This is a genomic window from Halosolutus halophilus (assembly GCF_022869805.1).
Taxonomy (GTDB): domain Archaea; phylum Halobacteriota; class Halobacteria; order Halobacteriales; family Natrialbaceae; genus Halosolutus; species Halosolutus halophilus.
Genome location: NZ_CP094974.1, coordinates 2,630,102 through 2,646,102 on the forward strand (window position 1 = coordinate 2,630,102; position 16,001 = coordinate 2,646,102).

General features: G+C 63.4%; 18 protein-coding genes. 6 read left to right on the plus strand and 12 right to left on the minus strand.

Annotated features, from left to right (window positions below):
* Nucleotides 1-21: 21 nt before the first annotated feature.
* From MUG98_RS12820 to MUG98_RS12830, 3 genes are read right to left on the minus strand one after another with little or no spacing between them, the layout of a single operon-like run.
* Nucleotides 22-1,005 carry a Gfo/Idh/MocA family protein gene (locus MUG98_RS12820; protein WP_265107839.1) on the minus strand — a complete coding sequence of 328 codons (984 nt, stop codon included), beginning with the start codon at nucleotides 1,003-1,005 and terminating at the stop codon, nucleotides 22-24.
* Nucleotides 1,002-2,216, minus strand: a complete 1,215-nt coding sequence (locus MUG98_RS12825) for a DegT/DnrJ/EryC1/StrS family aminotransferase (RefSeq protein ID WP_265107840.1) — start codon at nucleotides 2,214-2,216, stop codon at nucleotides 1,002-1,004. The genes MUG98_RS12820 and MUG98_RS12825 overlap by 4 nt, the downstream gene beginning before the upstream one ends.
* Nucleotides 2,213-2,791, minus strand: coding sequence for an acyltransferase (locus MUG98_RS12830; protein WP_265107841.1), 579 nt, complete (start codon nucleotides 2,789-2,791; stop codon nucleotides 2,213-2,215). The genes MUG98_RS12825 and MUG98_RS12830 overlap by 4 nt, the downstream gene beginning before the upstream one ends.
* Before the next feature lie 413 nt (nucleotides 2,792-3,204).
* Here MUG98_RS12830 and MUG98_RS12835 point away from each other — a divergent pair, with 413 nt between their 5' ends.
* Nucleotides 3,205-3,741, plus strand: coding sequence for a DUF7344 domain-containing protein (locus MUG98_RS12835; RefSeq protein ID WP_265107842.1), 537 nt, complete (start codon nucleotides 3,205-3,207; stop codon nucleotides 3,739-3,741).
* Between the two features lie 251 nt (nucleotides 3,742-3,992).
* Here the strand turns inward: MUG98_RS12835 and MUG98_RS12840 are convergent, their stop codons facing one another.
* The 4 genes from MUG98_RS12840 to MUG98_RS12855 form a co-directional block, all read right to left on the minus strand.
* Nucleotides 3,993-4,982 carry a DUF1616 domain-containing protein gene (locus tag MUG98_RS12840; RefSeq protein ID WP_265107843.1) on the minus strand — a complete coding sequence of 330 codons (990 nt, stop codon included), beginning with the start codon at nucleotides 4,980-4,982 and terminating at the stop codon, nucleotides 3,993-3,995.
* 204 nt (nucleotides 4,983-5,186) lie between these two features.
* Nucleotides 5,187-5,462: a PadR family transcriptional regulator gene (locus MUG98_RS12845; RefSeq protein ID WP_265107844.1), complete on the minus strand. Its 276-nt coding sequence runs from the start codon at nucleotides 5,460-5,462 to the stop codon at nucleotides 5,187-5,189.
* 228 nt (nucleotides 5,463-5,690) lie between these two features.
* Nucleotides 5,691-6,035, minus strand: a complete 345-nt coding sequence (locus tag MUG98_RS12850; RefSeq protein WP_265107845.1) for a winged helix-turn-helix domain-containing protein — start codon at nucleotides 6,033-6,035, stop codon at nucleotides 5,691-5,693.
* On the minus strand, nucleotides 6,016-6,144 hold the full coding sequence (locus MUG98_RS12855; RefSeq protein ID WP_265107846.1) for a hypothetical protein: 129 nt from the start codon (nucleotides 6,142-6,144) through the stop codon (nucleotides 6,016-6,018). The genes MUG98_RS12850 and MUG98_RS12855 overlap by 20 nt, the downstream gene beginning before the upstream one ends.
* A 530-nt stretch (nucleotides 6,145-6,674) precedes the next feature.
* On the opposite strand from MUG98_RS12855, the gene MUG98_RS12860 reads away from it, so the two are divergent.
* Both MUG98_RS12860 and MUG98_RS12865 read left to right on the plus strand, forming a co-directional pair.
* Nucleotides 6,675-6,836: a DUF7563 family protein gene (locus MUG98_RS12860; protein WP_246969724.1), complete on the plus strand. Its 162-nt coding sequence runs from the start codon at nucleotides 6,675-6,677 to the stop codon at nucleotides 6,834-6,836.
* Nucleotides 6,837-7,018: 182 nt separating this feature from the next.
* Nucleotides 7,019-7,522 (plus strand): DUF7344 domain-containing protein, encoded by a 504-nt coding sequence (locus tag MUG98_RS12865; protein ID WP_265107847.1) that lies wholly within the window; start codon nucleotides 7,019-7,021, stop codon nucleotides 7,520-7,522.
* A gap of 171 nt (nucleotides 7,523-7,693) precedes the next feature.
* Here the strand turns inward: MUG98_RS12865 and MUG98_RS12870 are convergent, their stop codons facing one another.
* Both MUG98_RS12870 and MUG98_RS12875 read right to left on the minus strand, forming a co-directional pair.
* Complete coding sequence (locus tag MUG98_RS12870) at nucleotides 7,694-9,370, minus strand: DUF7282 domain-containing protein (RefSeq protein ID WP_265107848.1); 1,677 nt, start codon at nucleotides 9,368-9,370, stop codon at nucleotides 7,694-7,696.
* A 150-nt stretch (nucleotides 9,371-9,520) separates the two neighbouring features.
* A complete protein-coding gene (locus MUG98_RS12875; RefSeq protein WP_265107849.1) occupies nucleotides 9,521-9,988 on the minus strand; it encodes a helix-turn-helix transcriptional regulator in 468 nt (155 codons plus the stop codon).
* A gap of 495 nt (nucleotides 9,989-10,483) precedes the next feature.
* Here MUG98_RS12875 and MUG98_RS12880 point away from each other — a divergent pair, with 495 nt between their 5' ends.
* Nucleotides 10,484-11,146, plus strand: coding sequence for a MaoC family dehydratase (locus MUG98_RS12880; RefSeq protein WP_265107850.1), 663 nt, complete (start codon nucleotides 10,484-10,486; stop codon nucleotides 11,144-11,146).
* A gap of 111 nt (nucleotides 11,147-11,257) precedes the next feature.
* On the opposite strand, the gene MUG98_RS12885 is transcribed toward MUG98_RS12880, so the two are convergent.
* Both MUG98_RS12885 and MUG98_RS12890 read right to left on the minus strand, forming a co-directional pair.
* Complete coding sequence (locus MUG98_RS12885; protein WP_265107851.1) at nucleotides 11,258-11,617, minus strand: hypothetical protein; 360 nt, start codon at nucleotides 11,615-11,617, stop codon at nucleotides 11,258-11,260.
* A gap of 312 nt (nucleotides 11,618-11,929) precedes the next feature.
* On the minus strand, nucleotides 11,930-12,925 hold the full coding sequence (locus tag MUG98_RS12890) for an NAD-dependent epimerase/dehydratase family protein (protein WP_265107852.1): 996 nt from the start codon (nucleotides 12,923-12,925) through the stop codon (nucleotides 11,930-11,932).
* 160 nt (nucleotides 12,926-13,085) lie between these two features.
* On the opposite strand from MUG98_RS12890, the gene allB reads away from it, so the two are divergent.
* Both allB and MUG98_RS12900 read left to right on the plus strand, forming a co-directional pair.
* A complete protein-coding gene (gene allB, locus MUG98_RS12895) occupies nucleotides 13,086-14,453 on the plus strand; it encodes an allantoinase AllB (RefSeq protein WP_265107853.1) in 1,368 nt (455 codons plus the stop codon).
* A gap of 209 nt (nucleotides 14,454-14,662) precedes the next feature.
* Nucleotides 14,663-14,872: a hypothetical protein gene (locus MUG98_RS12900; protein WP_265107854.1), complete on the plus strand. Its 210-nt coding sequence runs from the start codon at nucleotides 14,663-14,665 to the stop codon at nucleotides 14,870-14,872.
* 50 nt (nucleotides 14,873-14,922) lie between these two features.
* On the opposite strand, the gene MUG98_RS12905 is transcribed toward MUG98_RS12900, so the two are convergent.
* Nucleotides 14,923-15,993: a quinone-dependent dihydroorotate dehydrogenase gene (locus MUG98_RS12905; RefSeq protein WP_265107855.1), complete on the minus strand. Its 1,071-nt coding sequence runs from the start codon at nucleotides 15,991-15,993 to the stop codon at nucleotides 14,923-14,925.
* Nucleotides 15,994-16,001 lie beyond the last annotated feature (8 nt).

The following is a 16,001-nucleotide window of genomic DNA, read 5'->3' on the forward strand; positions in this document are numbered from 1 at the left end:
CGTCGGCCCCGACCGGATCCGTCACGCTTCCACCTCCCGTTCCGGTGGGGACGGGTCGTCCGCGACGAGCGAGTCGATCCGCTGGATCGTCTCGAGTGCCGCGATTCCGTCTTCAGGGGGAACTTCGGCCTTCGAATCGGTCCGGACGGCCTCGACGAACGCTTCGAGTTCGTGTCGCAACGGTTCGCCGTTCGATACCCGCGGCCGTTCGACGACGCTCTCGTGGCGATACCGGTTCTGCCCGTCGTCCGTGAGGTACTCGGGATACGAGTCCCGGTGGATCAGGACGGACTGTTCCAGGTAGTCGACCTCCACGAGACACTCGCGAGCGGTCACCGTCAGTTTCCGGACTTTCTTCTGTGTCAGGCGACTCGCCGTCAGCGACGCGATCACGCCGTCGTACTGCATTGTCGCCGTCGCGTACTGGCCGTCGTCAGTTCCCGTCCCGGTGATCGTGCTCGGCTGTTCGTCGAGAATCGCTCCGACGACGTCGACGTCGTGGACCATCAGGTCGAAGACGACGTTGCCGCGGGCCGTGCGATCGACCGGCGGTCCCAGCCGTTCGGCCTCGACGGCGATCACGTCGAGGTCGTCGATCAACTCGGTCAGGGTCTGGACGGCGGGGTTGAACCGCTCGATGTGGCCCACCTGCAGGACGAGTCCCGCGTCCCGGGCCTTCGCCGCGAGCGCACGCCCGTCGGCGACCGACCCGGCGATCGGTTTCTCCACGAGGACGTGGGTCCCGGCCTCGAGACAGGTCGAGACGACGTCGACGTGGGCGTGTGTCGGCACGGCGACGGTCACGAGGTCACAGCGATCGAGCAACGTGTCGATGGTGACGGCCGCTGCCCCGAACTCGCCCGCGACTCGCCGTGCAACGGTTCGATCCCGATCGCAAACCCCGACGAGGTCGACGTTCGGGAGTTCGCTGTACACGCGTGCGTGATTTTCGCCCATCGAGCCGACGCCGATGACGCCGGCCCGAAATTGAGTATCGTCTGTCATTTGCTGGTGTAGTGGTCCCGTACTGCCTCGACGACGGTACGGCGATCCCGTTCGGAGAGTCCGGGGTGGACGGGTAACGAGAGCACGGCGTCGGCCGCCCGTTCCGCTCGCGGCAGCCGCGTCGCGGCCGTACTCACCGACTCGTAGGCGGGCTGGCGGTGGATCGGCGTCTCGTAGTAGACTGCGGTGTCGACGCCGTGTGCGTCCAGCGTGGCCGCCAGTTCCGCCCGATCGTCCGTCCGGACCGTGTACTGGTGATAGGCGTGGCGATACCCCCGCGGCTCCGTCGGCGTCTCGACCGGCAGTTCGGCCAGTTCCTCGTCGTAGACCGCCGCGTTCTCCCGTCGTGCGTCGTTGAACGATGGCAAGCGTTCGAGCTGGGCGCGGCCGATGGCCGCGGCGAGGCTCGTCAGCCGGTGATTGTGGCCCAGTTCGACGTGGTCGTACCCGCCGGTCCCCGTCTCGGCGCGACCGTGGTTGACGTAGCGGGCGACGCCGTCGGCGACGTCCGTCCGGGTCGTGGTGACCATCCCGCCCTCCCCGGTCGTCATGTTCTTCGTCGGGTAAAACGAGAAGCAGGCGGCGTCTCCGAACTGGCCGACGCGCTTCCCCCGGATCGTCGCGCCGTGGGCCTGACAGGCATCTTCGACGACGAACAGGTCGTAGTCGTCGGCGACGTCGAGCAGCGCCGGCATGTCAGCGGCCAGCCCGTAGAGGTGAACGGGCAACAGGCCGACGACGTCCTCTCGCTTCCCGACGACGCGTTCGACGGCTTCGGGATCGATCGTGTACGTCTCCGGGTCGATGTCGGCGAAGACCGGGACGCCGCCCGCGAGCCTGATGGCGTTCGCGCTCGCCACGAAGGAGAACGGGGAGGTAACGACCGCGTCTCCCTCCTCGAGACCGAGGGCCTCGAGTGCGGCGTGCAAGGCCGTCGTCCCGTTCGAGGTCGCGACGGCACGATCGGCGCCGCAGAAGGCGGCGAATTCCTTCTCGAAGGCCCTGACTTCCGGTCCGTCGGCGAGCGCACCTTTTTCGAGGACCGACCGGACCCGATCGACGGCGGCCCCGCCGAGGTCGGGATCCGCGATCGGAACCGTCTCGTACCCGGCGTCCGACTCGAGCGACTCCGCGTCGGCACCGGCGTCGCTGCTGTCCGTTCCGGCGTCGATGTCAGTTTCGACGTCAGTATCGGTGTCTGTGTTCGTCATGCGAGCTGATTCGGCCCTTCCAGGGGCTCGGGAAGCGATCGTACCGTGGCCGGCGTTCCGACTGCGAGCGTGTCGGCCGGCACGTCCTCGGTGACGACGGCACCTGCCGCGACGAACGCGTTCGCCCCGACCGTGACGCCGGGGAGCAACGTCGCGTTCGCCCCGATCGACGCACCCTCCTCGATCGTCGGACCCTCGAGCCCGTCGTCGGTCCGAATCGGGTACTCGTCGTTGGTCAGGACCGCACCCGGGCCGACGAAGACGTTGTCCGCGATCGTGGTCTGGGTCGGGACGTAGACGTTCGTCTGTAAGCTCACGTGGGAGCCGATCGTCGTCTGGCCGTCGATGACGGTCTTCGTCCCGACGAGCACGTCGTCACCCACGGTCGTGCCCTCCCGGACCAGCACGTCGTGTCCGGTCGTGAACCCGTCACCGATCGTCACGTCGCCGTAGACGATCGAGCCGGCCCTGATCGTCGCCCCGTCGCCGACCCGCGTCGGTTCGTCGAACTCGCCGTAGCCGATCGTGGCGTCGTCGTCGACGGTACAGTTCGTTCCGCTGACGAACTCAGCCACCGCGACACACCTCGATTACGTTCGGGCGGGTTGACCCGATCGCCGTCCGTTCGTCGATGTTCTCGTCGGAATCAGTGTCCTTCATGCAGTATCGATACCCGCGTGGGCAGTCGTCCTGACACAGCCGGTAACGAGGCTTTGTTATCCCGACCCTGAGTGGTCCGTAGCCGCGAACTACACGGGCAACGATATCGGAGTCGGGAGTCCGACGGCTGGGGACCGGTCGATACCGTATTCTTCCGCCTTCGTCGTTCACGGTACCGGAAACATTAGATTAGCCGTCAGTCACGAGCCCTAACTGGTACAATTCCCTTTCTCGAGGGTAGCTGAGCGATAGTAAAGGGACTCAGGGTGTCACACTGGTGTGTGCGGTATCCGAACACACCCGGACGCCGGGAACGCGAGAGCATCCCATGACTGACAGTGAACTCACGCAAGCTGAACTGTTCGACGTGTTCAGTAACGCCCGGAGACGACGGACGGTCCAGTATCTGAAACGAAACGGTGGCTCCTGTGACCTCGCTCCCCTCGTCGAGCAGGTCGCCGCCTGGGAGAACGAGACGGCTCCCGAGGACGTGACCCGGACGCAACGACGCCGAGTCTACATCTCGCTCTACCAGACGCACCTGCCCATGCTCGAGGATCACGCGATCGTCGACTGGAATCCAGACGACCACACGATCGATCTCCTGCCCAGCGAGGAACTGTTCGAACCCTACCTCGATCGCCGACTCGAGGATCAGCGATCGTGGCACCGGATCTACGCGTCGGTGACGACGCTCGGCGTCGTCGGACTCGCGGTGTCGTGGCTCTCGATCGGTCCGATATCGACCGCGATCGCTCCCGTCGTCGCGCTGGTGCTGTGTGTCGTCGTCCTCGGCGTCGCGCTCGCACAGCACGTCGCTCGCCAGCCCGACGTCGGGCGCTCTTTCGGCAACGTTGGCCGGTAGTCGACGCCGTCTCCAGTCACAGTTCGGGTGGATCGACGCCCCGATCGAACGGGATGTCGAGCCGCTATTTTGCGGTTCCGCGACGCGCACTCTGACGCCACCACCGTCGACGGCGCGCTCCTATCGGTGTGACGATCGGCGACGTACTGATGGTGTGAGGATCGACAGCGTGCTGACGGTGTGAGGATCGGTCACGTACTGTCGACGTGACGATCAGCGACGCTACGCTATCGTCGCGAGCATCGATGGCGCTATTCCGTCGTGACCGTCACCCAGAAGTAGGTATCCTCCATCGCGTTCTCGTTGGTCGGTTCCGCCGGCGGTTCCTCGTCGTACAGCAGGATGCTGATGCGGACGGTCTCACCCGGGTCCGCCGTGGGCGTGATCTCCCGCTCGCCGGTTCCGGTTCCCCCGTCCGAGACGGAGGCGTCCATTTCGCGTAACTGTTCTCGTTCGACGACCTCGCCGTCGACGACGGTCTGTTGCTGGACGACGAGCGTATAGTCCTTGTGGTCACCCTCCTGGTTCTCGATCGAGATCGTGACCGGGATCGACTCACCGGGGGCGACCTCGTCCGGCAGTTCGCCGGCGACCAGTTCGCCCTCCTCGTTCTCCGTGTACAGCCCCAACTCCGTGAAGCCACCCGCCGATACCGGTGCGAGTAACGCCAGCACCAGCGCACCGGCGGCGACACCGATCGTCACGACCAGGAGCACCGACGACAACCTGAAGCTGCCGCTTCCGGTCCCCCGAAGTCGGTCCAGCGCGGCGAGCGGCGAGACGGTGAACCGTTTCGACTGCGGCGTTCGAAGCCGGCGAACGACGCCCAGTTGTGCGAACCCGATCGTCACGACGGCGAGAGCAGCCGTGGACGACGCCGTATCGAATCCCCAGTCGGTCAACGGGAGGACGAGCGCTACCAGTGGCGCGATCGCGAGCGAGAGCGCGATCGCCAGTCCGAACCGCTCGATCGCGTCGATGCCGCGGGGTCGTTGCTCGGGCGCCCTCGTCGCCGCGGCCTGAGCGTCGCGTTCGGCGGCCGGGAACAACAGCGAGACGAAGGCGTACCCCGGAAGGAACAGTACGAGCGGCACCGTGGCAGCCAGTCGCAGTGCACTCCCAGCGGGGAGGTTCGCTATCACGACGTAAGCCAGGACCGCTGCGACGGACACGAGCGCGAGATCGCTCGGATACCGTCTGACGAGTCCGATCCGTGTCCAGGTGTTCGTTCGATGACTCATCGCTGCGACACCACGTCGATCCGGTTGTCGTCGACTGCGGACGATACGACGGTCATATCCGACTCGTAGTTCGTTTTCAATCGCTTTGTTATGTCACTCGTACGTGCCGACGACGCCGAATCGTTCGTGAGAAAGCTGTGCCGACTCGGCGATCGACGGTCGAGGTGCCGGTGGCACCGCTGCTCCATCGACACGGCCTGACCGTTAGAATTCGACGTACTGTTCTTCCCACTCGCGACGCTCGTCGATCTGCTGGCGGCCCTCGTCGGTGATCGCGTAGTAGTTCGTCCGTCGGTCCAGTTGCCCTTTCTCGACCAGACCTTTGTTGACGAGGGTGTCGAGATTGGGATATAGACGGCCGTGATTGATTTCGGAGCTATAGTACTTCTCGACTTCGTCTTTGACGGTCTGCCCCGACGGGCGGTCGGCACCCGCGATCACGTACAGGAGGTCTCGCTGGAAACCGGTCAGATCGTGCATTGCTCAATCACAGTGACCGTTCCACTGAGTAGATATTTGTTATCCGTATCATACAGCCGTATTAGCGCTTCTTTCAGAATTAGCTACCCGTACGAAACGGTTCGTTCCGGTGACCGTTTCAGTTTCTGAACAGTGTCCGAGTATGATTGCCGTGACGACTATCGTCTCACCCGAAACGGTTCACACACCGATCGCACAGCCGACGCCTGATCGCGTCTCCACCGGCCATCAGTGACTACTGTAGCTGTCATTACGTGCTACCGATACCTCGATTCCGTCGGCCCCGATCCGGACGGAGAGGGTCTCGGCCGTCGCCTCGTACGCAGTCGTGTGCGATCCGTCCTCGTCGAACCGCACGCACTCGGCCAGCAGATCGCTTTCGAGGAGATTGTTTATTCGTCGGTATACGGTCGCCGACGAGCTATCCGTCCGTTCGGTCAGTTCCTTCGCCGTCTTCGGCCCGTCGCTCGTCGCAACGAGAATCGTCCGGGCACACTCGTCCCCGAGGACGTCGAGCTGGGCTGCCGGATCGTTCGACGGTTCCGATCGCGTATTACTCGCTTGCGTTGACATGCTCGTGATCACCCGTCTTCGCCGGGTCGATTCGCTCGCTCTCCGTGTCGAGAGGCGTCGATGCCAGCTGTTCGGACTCGCAGTCCACCACTCGCGCGAGGTCCTCCATTTCTTCCAGCGATAGAATCGATAAGCGATAGTGGTATTTTATAACGATGTACTTTATTTTCCGAAGGGTGCTCATTCGAACGCGAAATATTTCGTTACGGTCGAGAAATTATAGCTTTCGTCGAAATCACCAGAGATTCAATCGGCTGTTTTGCCGTCGAATGCAGGTCAACCCGATTGAATTCACGTTGACGTCCGCTCTCTCGACTAGCCGGTTTGTGGCCTCTTCACGGCTGGTATCCGCGGATGCCGGTCAGAAACAGTGTATTTCCCGCGCCGTCGAATCGCGTCCGAGGTGAACAGTCAACGTCCTTTATTCACATCTGCTTCCCTCTGATGGGTGATGTCGGACGAGTGCGTTCCACCGGCCATCGGCCACCGAGTACTGCACCCGGGCCGAGGGAACGACTGTGGACCGTGCGATGCGTCGATCCACTTCCGGCGCGCGCACAGCCCCGACAGGGACGATCGGTCACTCGTCCGCGTCCAAACCCCCCATACATGACACCCACACAGCACAACTGGAAGCCGATGGAATCGTCGACGGCAGGAGCCCGCTGTCGTAACTGCGGAACACACGTCACGCAGCAGTTTGCGCGCGTATTCGGTGACAACGGCGATGTCGTCCACGGGTGTCCCGCCTGTACGACCTATCGGGAGATGCAGTCCGGCGGTCACCTTCCGGGCGACTGATCCCGCTCGCGCACGGTCCGAAACGTCGTCTTCTGTCACGAAATAGTTCGCTGTCGTTACTTTTGTTACCGGAGAATATACGTCGCAACTAATACCGCACGTTAAAGTTAGTGGTTAGCGAACAGGGTGGTACATGGTACAAGGTGGTGGACTGTCCGTCGATCGCGTTTTCTTCCCGATCAATGTCCGTTCAGAGGAACCGAACTGAGTCGCTCGCGGAAAGCGAGGTCTTCCACATCCTCGGAAACGATAGACGACGGGCTATCGTCCAACTGCTCGCCGCTGAATCGGGGACGGTCGACGTCTCCGACGTCGCGACCGAGATTGCCGCCAACGAATCCGATACGACCCCTGTCCCGAACAACCTCTACAAGAGCGTCTACGTCTCCCTCCAGCAGACCCATCTGCCTCAGCTCCAGGAAGACGCCGTCATCGAGTACGACTCCGACGCGAAGACGATCCAGCCCGGCCCGAACTTCGACGACGTCCTCCAGTACGTCGACGGCCACGACTCCGATCGATCGTCGATCCTCAAACTGCACCTCGGGCTCTGCGTCTTCGGTCTCGTCGTGATCGCGCTCGCGGGCCTCGGACTGCCGCTGTTCGCGAGCGTGGATTCCGTCCTGTCGAGCGTCCTCGTGTTGCTCGCCGTCGCTGCGACCAGCCTCTACAGTCTGTTCTCCTGACCGACTGCCGACGGGTCGTCTCGATCGCGTCGTGCAGTCGGCGAACTGCCCGACGTGCACGACGCGGACGGAGTCGGAACGGAGTCGACGCCCGACGAACCGTCGGTACCATCCGCTCTGCCACCGTCGACCGCTAAAAAGACTCCCTGTCCGCTGTGCGGCTGCGAACGGTTAGCTGTTCGCGTAGCCGATTACCGCTGCGTCCGCTTCGTCGTCGGACTCGTTGTCGTCGAGTTCGTCGTCGGTCTCGTTGTCGTCGAGTTCGTCGTCGTCGTCGAGTCCATCCTCGTCGTCGGTCTCGTTGTCGTCGAGTTCGTCTTCGTCGTCGAAGCCGTCGTCCTCCGCTTCGGTCAGTTCGATGAAGGCGACCTCACCGAACTCGTCGCTGAGGACCATGTGAACGTACTCGCCGGGTTCGATGTCGGTTGTGTCGACGTCGAACTCGACCGTTTCGTTCTCCCCAGCGTCCAGCGTCACGTTCTGTGAGTCGACGAGGTCACCCTCGAGTCGGAACTGGATCTCCTGGGTCGCCTCCTCGTCGTTGGGGTTCGAGACGTCCGCGGAGACGGTGATCTGGTCACCGACGGTCGCGTTCTCCGGCGCGGAGAGGTTCTCGACCGTGAAGGATTCGGTCGGTTCCTCGTCCAGTTCGTCTTCGTCTTCGGTGACGTTCTCGTCTACCTCGTCTTCCTCGTCGTCTAGTTCGTCTTCGTCTTCGGTGACGTTCTCGTCTACCTCGTCTTCCTCATCGAGTTCGTCTTCCTCGTCGTCAGTGACGTTCTCGTCTACCTCGTCTTCCTCATCGAGTTCGTCCTCTTCATCGAGTTCGTCCTCTTCATCGAGTTCGTCCTCTTCATCGAGTTCGTCCTCTTCATCGAGTTCGTCTTCGTCTTCGGTGACGTTCTCGTCTACCTCGTCTTCCTCATCGAGTTCGTCCTCCTCGTCGTCTAGCTCGGCGTCTTCGTCGGTGACATCACCGATGACGAAGATGTAGACGGTCGCCTGTTCGACGGTTACTTCGAGGGCGCGCTCGTCCTCGGTCGGCTCCTCTTCGTCGTCGGTTACCTCTTCGTCGTCGAGTTCGTCTTCGTCGTCGGTTACGTTATCGTCGTCGAGTTCGTCTTCGTCGTCGGTTACGTTATCGTCGTCGAGCTCGTCTTCGTCGTCGGTTACGTTATCGTCGTCGAACTCGTCTTCGTCCTCAAGTTCGTCCTCCTCGTCGACGGCATCCGGTTCTTCGTCGAGAGTGACGACGGCATCGTCCGTCACCGGTTCGTCGTCAGGGGTGAGGTACGGAATGTCCTCCTGGCCCTCGGTCTCGACGAAGTCGTACACCTGGTTATTGTTCGTGTCGCGATGCGGCATCGCGATGAGCGTCTCGTCCTCCTCGAGCGGTTCGTCGAGAGTCACCGTGACGTTCTCGTGCGTTCCCGCCTCGAGATACTCGGAGGTACCGATGACGCTCCCGATCGCGTTGCCCGCGAGCAGACTGCTGTCGTGGATCGTCACGAAGCCACCGCTGGCCATCGTGACGCTTTCGACGACGACCGTGTCACCGTCGGTCGTCTGATCCTCGAAGGACACCATCGCCGATCGGTGATCCTCCTCGGGAGTTTCCTCGAGTCCATCTCCCTGGGTGTCGTTGGCTTGCACCTCCGCGTCGTCGTCAGCTGCTTTCTCGTCGTCCTTCGGGAGTGTCTCGTTTTCTGTCTCTATCTCGTCATCACTGTCGCTGTCCTCGTGCTCGTCGACGGTTGCAGCAGGGGCCGCCCCTGCAACCATCGCCCCGCTAGAGGATAACAGCATCAGCGCAGTGAGTACTACGAGTAGCTGGTTGCGTGCGTTCATGTCTTGTGCCGTGAAGGCATTCCCGAATCGAGGGCTGGGACGTATAAACCGACACTACCATTACGGCGAGAAACTGGATACTACGCGGACAGCGGTGGTTTCAGTGACTCGTTCGATGGCGGAAAACCACGATTGCTGATATCCCTCGTGCTACTCGTTCTGCGGTCGTTCCGGCGATTTGGAGGCAGTCGGTTCGTGACCGGACAGACACACCAGGTTCTCCCGCCCCAGACGAAGTTTCGTCACCTGACCGTCCTCCTCGAGATCCGCGAGGAGTCGACTAACTTTCGCTTTCGACCAGTCGACGGCGTTGACGATTTCCGACTGTTTCATCCGGCCTCCGTTCTCAGTGATAAGCTGACGGACTCTCTCTCGATCGGTCAGGAACTCGTCGGTGGACGCACCGTCATCGCCCGTCTTCGCCAGCGAGTTCGCCTCCTCGAGTCGGTTTCGGAGCGCGAGAACACCCCCGAGAACTGCCAGTGCAACGATCCCGGCCAGCGCTGCGAGGTGGGGCCCCCACTGGAGCTGCAGGGGAGCCACCGACTGGGCGGGACCCGCGGCCTCCGCGACGATTGACGACGCGAACGCGATGGATGGAAGTGTTCGGAGGGTCATGGCAACTGGGATGGTGTGACCTCGCTCACGGTTCTCCCGTCCTGTACCGTCGTGACCGCTCTACAAAGTATTTCTTATAAGACATGTTGTGTTACTGTGTTGTCTGTATCTCAGACCGGCTGGAACATTCGATCGGCCAACCGGCGGGGTATTTCGGCGTCATTCGCGTTCAGAGTCCCCCTACCGTTCCCGCCGGCAGTGGATTCCTCTCGGTGATACGGTCATCTTTCATTGGTCTGGCACGCAGTTGTCTGAGCGCGCGAATAAACACGCTCGGACGTTCGCAACTATTATCGCGAGTTACACCCGGATTTACGAACTAAGTTATCGTTTCGACGATCGTCTGTACGGACTAGATGAAGTCAGCCGTGACTTTGTCCACTATTCTTATTAGCATCGAGACCTGATAACACACTCACGTACCTCGATGGGACAGTCCGGGAGGATTACGATCGATCGTTCCTCGAGTACCAGGAGCAGGTACGAACTACACAGATGACTTCGCTCACAGAGACCATTCAGGCCTGGTCCCGCGCATCCGATCACGTCGTCGCGAGTATGCGGGAGGCGAATCGTGCGACGCTCGCAGCCTTCGGCGTGTCCGACACGTACACTACCGGTCACGGCAACGGGATCGCTGCTGAGACGACCGACACCGCCCCTGCTGGCGAATCGACGACTGCGGAGCCCTCGATTCCGTCGATCGCCCACGAGCGATGGACGACCGACCGGACAGTCGACGAGCAGTCGGCGATCACCGTCGGCGACGCCGTTACGTTCGCGAAGCCGATCGACGAGTCGGACGTCGCCGACTTCGCGTCCGCGAGCGGCGACACGAACCGCCTCCATCTCGACGATTCGTTCGCCGATGAAACCCGGTTCGGCGGCCGAATCGCCCACGGGACGCTCGTTTCGGGACTGATCAGCGCAGCACTCGCCCGAATTCCGGGTGTCACCGTCTATCTCTCGCAGGATCTCGAGTTCGTCCGGCCGGTCACTGTCGGGGACGAACTGACGGCGACCGTGGAAGTCCTCGAGGACCTCGGCGGCGACCGGTACCGCCTCGAGACGATCGTCGAAACGGCGGACGAACTCGTCGTCACCGGCGAAGCAGTCGTCCTCATCGACCCGCTTCCGGAATCGGTCGCGACGAACTGATCCGGGGCGACGTCCGTCGTCGGACGCCGGTCTCGGCGCGGTATCGGACTCGTTCGTACCCGAACCGACACAGCGGGACCGCGGACCGTTCGTCGGACCGATATCGACGGTCTAGACGCCCGGCACGCCGACCGCCTCGAATCCCGTCACGCCGAGGAGCGCGAGAACGTACAGGACGACCAGGACGGAGATCCAGGCGACGATCGTGATCGCAGCGGCGTCGACCCACCCTCCCGGATAGCGAGCGTTGATCACCGTGAGGTACGCGACGAAGACCAGCAGGGGGCCGAGTAGCGGGATCCATCCGAAGAAGAATCCCACGAGCCCCCAGACGATCGCCCCGATCAGTGCGGTAACAATCGCGTACGTGTAATCCTCCGCGTCGACGATCACTTTCGCGCCGGCGTAAATTCCCACCGCGCCGATGAGCAGGCTCACGGCGAAGACGATGGAGCTTTCGAGTAGACTCATACCGCGTAGTTGGCCGTCGATACCGTTAGTTATCTCTCACCTACGCCAATGAGAACCAGCTTTACCGGGCTGTGCGAGGAGTATACGCGGTTTCGGGCTACCGACCCCGTGGTCGAAATCAATCAGGGATTTCGTAACGGTTCCGACCGTTATGACCGATCGGCGAGTGCGCTCGAGACGGTACGGAATCGGTGACACCAGTCGATCTGGACGATCGATCCCTCTGTAGCAGGGGATACGATCATTCGTCCGTACAGGAACACCGGGAACCGACCGTGCAGGGACACCGGGAACCGACCGTGAGGGTAACCGTCAGCCGTACGTGGTATGTTCGGTATTCGAGTCGGGCGTTCCGTCGGGGTCGACGACCGGGGCGATCGACGTCCCGTCGGCGAGCGACCTGAGCCCTGATTCGAGGCTCACGCGGGGTTCGAACCCGAGCCGGCGCGTCGCTCTGGAAAGGTCCGCTCCGCTGTGTCTGATGTCGCCCGCCCGGGGATCCCGGTGAACGATCGGTGACGACGAGTCGGTTACCTCCCGGATCGTCTCCGCCAGGTCCTGAATCGAGGTCCGGTCGCCGGTACCGACGTTGTACGCGGCCCCGACGGCGTCGGTCGTCGCTGCGCGCAGGTTCGCCCGGACAACGTCGCTGACGTGGACGAAATCGCGCGTCTGTTCGCCGTCGCCGGCGACCGTAATCGGCTCGTCCGCGCGCGCCTGTTCGAAGAACGTCGAGATCACGCCGCTGTAGGGACCTCGCTGGCGGGGGCCGTAGACGTTGAAGTATCGCAACGCGACGGTGGGTAGGTCGTACAACTCCTCGTAGAGACGAGCGTACTGGTCGATCGCCAGTTTCTGGACGCCGTACGGTGACGTCGGTTCGGTCGCGGCGGTTTCCGGGACGGGCAACTCGGCCGGATGGCCGTACACGGCCGCGCTCGAGGCGACGACGACCCTGGCGTCCTCCTGTCTGGCCTGCTCCAGTACCAGCAGGCCCGCGTCGAGGTTGGTCCCGTTGGTCCGACGCGGTTCGCCGACGGACCGGGAGACGCTGACGACGGCAGCCTGGTGGAAGATCACGTCAACGCCGCGAGCGGCTTTCTGAAGCGCGATCGGATCGCGAACGTCGCCCTCGATCACGGTCACGTCCTCGGGCACGTAGTCGCGAGATCCGGTCGAGAAGTCGTCGAGGACGCGAACCTCGTTGGCCGGGGCCAGGGCCTCGACCAGATGGCTGCCGATGAAGCCTGCACCGCCGGTCACCAGTACCGTCCTGTCGCGGAGCGTCTCGGGCGCGTGTGAACCCATTGGTTGTCCCTGGCCACGGGATTCGCGCTGATTAGTATCTCACCGGTACCGACACCTACGCCCGTCCTACGATCGGGTAACTCGTTGCTACTGCCCGGCCGCCATCGACCCGCAAGCGGGCAACAGAACCTATATGCGCGCCCCTCCACAACCCCCGGCAATGACCGTCGACCTCGTCGTGCGAAACTGTACCGTCGTGACGCCCGCCGGGCGGACCCCCGACGCGGGCGTCGCTGTCGAGGACGGCCGGATCGCGGCCGTCGGCAGGAGCGATCGACTTCCGGAGGCCGATCGGGTCGTCGACGCCGAGGGGAACGTGCTCGTGCCGGGGATCGTCGACTGTCACATCCACAACCGCGAACCCGGACTCGAGTACAAGGAAGACTGGGAGTCCGCGACTCGCGCCGCGGCGGCGGGCGGCGTGACGACCGTCGTCGGGATGCCCAACACCGATCCGGTCATCGATCGGCCCGAACACCTCGAGGTAAAGTACGATCGGGGGGAGTCGTCGGCGCACGTCGACTTCCAGAGCTACGCGGTCGTCACCTCGGAGAACCTCGATCTGATCCCCGATCTCGACGACGCCGGCGTCCTGGGTTACAAGATCTTCCTCGGGTCGACGGTGGGCGACGTCCCGCCGCCGAACGACGGCGAGATCCTCGACGCGATGGAACGGATCCGCGAGACGGGGAAGCGACTCGGCTTCCACGAGGAAAACGGGGAAATCATCGACTACTACACCGACCAGTTCAGGGCGGCGGGAAAGAACGACCCGATCGATCACTCCCACTCGCGGCCGGTGATCGCCGAACGAGAGGCCGTCGAGCGGATGGTTACCTTCGCCGAGGAGACCGGCGCGAAGATCCACATGTTCCACGTCTCGTCGGGGTCGGCCGCAGAAGCCGTCGCGCGCGGAAAGGATCGCGGCGTGGACGTGACCGCCGAGACGACGCCACACTACCTCTGGTTCACCGAGGAGGTCATGCGGGAGAAAGGGAACCCGGCGCGCATCCAGCCACCGATCCGCGACGCCGCGGAGCGGGAGCAACTGTGGGCCGTCGGCATCGACGACGGCGCGATCGACTGTTTCGCAACGGACCACGCGCCCCACACCCCGGAGGAAAAGAAAGTCGACGACCCGTTCGGCAACACCTGGGACGCGGTCTCGGGCTTCGTCGGCCTCGAGACCGAGGTACCGACGATGCTCACCTTCGTCGATCAGGGGCGATTCACGCTCGAGGAGTGGGTTCGCCGCCACTCGACCCGGCCGGCACAGGTCTGGGGAATGTACCCGCAGAAGGGGTCGCTCCAGATCGGCACCGACGCCGACTTCACGATCGTCGATCCCGATCGCGAGTGGACCCTCGCGGACGCGGCGGAACTGCACTCGAAGAACTGCGTGACGCCGTTCGAGGGCGAGTCGTTCGTCGGGAAGGCGATCGCAACGATCGTTCGCGGCGAGGTCGTCTTCGAGGAGGATTCGATCGTCGGCGAATCGGGGTACGGGACGCGCGTGGACGTCGAGTAACGCGGTCCGGGTCTGCTCGTCCGCGGGGCGCGTTCCCGGATGATCGAGGCGGAGGTCCACGGCTTCAGCCGCGGGTAGCTGACGGCGTCGATAGCCCGTCGAAGGATTGGAACCGGTGCTGGCGATCGTTTCGGACCGTTCCCAGAGCGTGAAAGTGGTGATGCGTTTATATATTCCCGCCTGCCGTGACCCAGAATCGACGTCGAACGATGACTGAACCCGAAGCCGAGACCGACAAGACGGATCGACTCAAGTCGGTGTATCTCTCCGTCACCGGGGGCGATACGGAACCGGTGGTCGAAACGCAGGTCGAGGAGTCGAGCACGCGCGAACTCCGGGACGAACAGGCCGCGGAGGCCGTCGGCCCGGCCGAGCACCACGGCCTCGACGACGCGATCGACGACCCCGAACCCGGCTGATAACGGACCGTCGGTACCGCACGACGATCAATGCGGGCGAACGGTTTCCGTTACGCGAGATCGGCCCCGACTGCGTCCTCGATCGAGGCGAATCCGTCCCGCTCGAGAAACTCGACCAGCCCGCGATTGATCCGCTTCGCGGTCGAGGGGCCGCCGTAGACGAAGCCGGTGTACAGTTGCACGAGCGAGGCCCCGGCCCGGATCTTCTCGTAGGCGCTCTCGGGCGAGTCGACGCCGCCGACGCCGATGATCGGCAGCTCACCGCCCGTGTATTCGGCGATCGAACGGACGACCGCAGTCGATCGGTCTTCGAGCGGCTTCCCGCTGAGACCGCCCCACTCCTCGCGATTCGGTGACTCGAGTCCCTCCCTGCGCGTCGACGTGTTCGTCGCGACGATCCCGTCGAGGGCGAACTCCTGGACGATGTCGACGAGGTCGAAGATCGACTCCTCGGGCGAGTCGGGACCGATCTTGACGAGGATCGGGACGTTCGCGTCGTTCTCGTCCTCGAGGGTCTCGAAGATCGCCCGGAGATGTTCGGGCGCCCCCTCGTCGAACTCCTCGGGCGTGTTCGGACAGGAGACGTTCACCACGACGTAGTCGGCGAACGGTGAGAGTCGATCGAAGACCCGGCGGTAGTCCTCGATCGCCTCGGATTCGGAGGAGGAGTTCATTTTGCCGACGTTGACGCCGAGGGGGATTCCGGGCGTGCCGTCCCGCTCTAAACGGGCTTTCACGCGCTCCATCCCCTGCCCGTTGAAGCCCATCCGGTTGATCATCGCCTCGTCCTCCCGGAGTCGGAACAGGCGGGGCCGATCGTTCCCCGGTTGCGGGTACGGCGTGACGGTGCCGATCTCGACGAAGCCGAAGCCGAGCGCCGCGAGGGCGTGGGTCACCTCGGCGTTCTTGTCGAAGCCCGCCGCCACGCCCACGGGATTCGGGAACGTCGCGTCGAACAGGTCGACCTCGAGTGCCGGATGTTCGTACTGGTAGGCGTACGATAGCGCCGTCCGCGTCGGCCAGGTCGACTGGACGCCCCGGAGCGTCCGCTTGCCGAGCGTGTGTGCGGTCTCGGCGGGTAGCTCGAACGCGAGCGGGCGCACCCGCGAGTACAGCGTCATCGGTCACA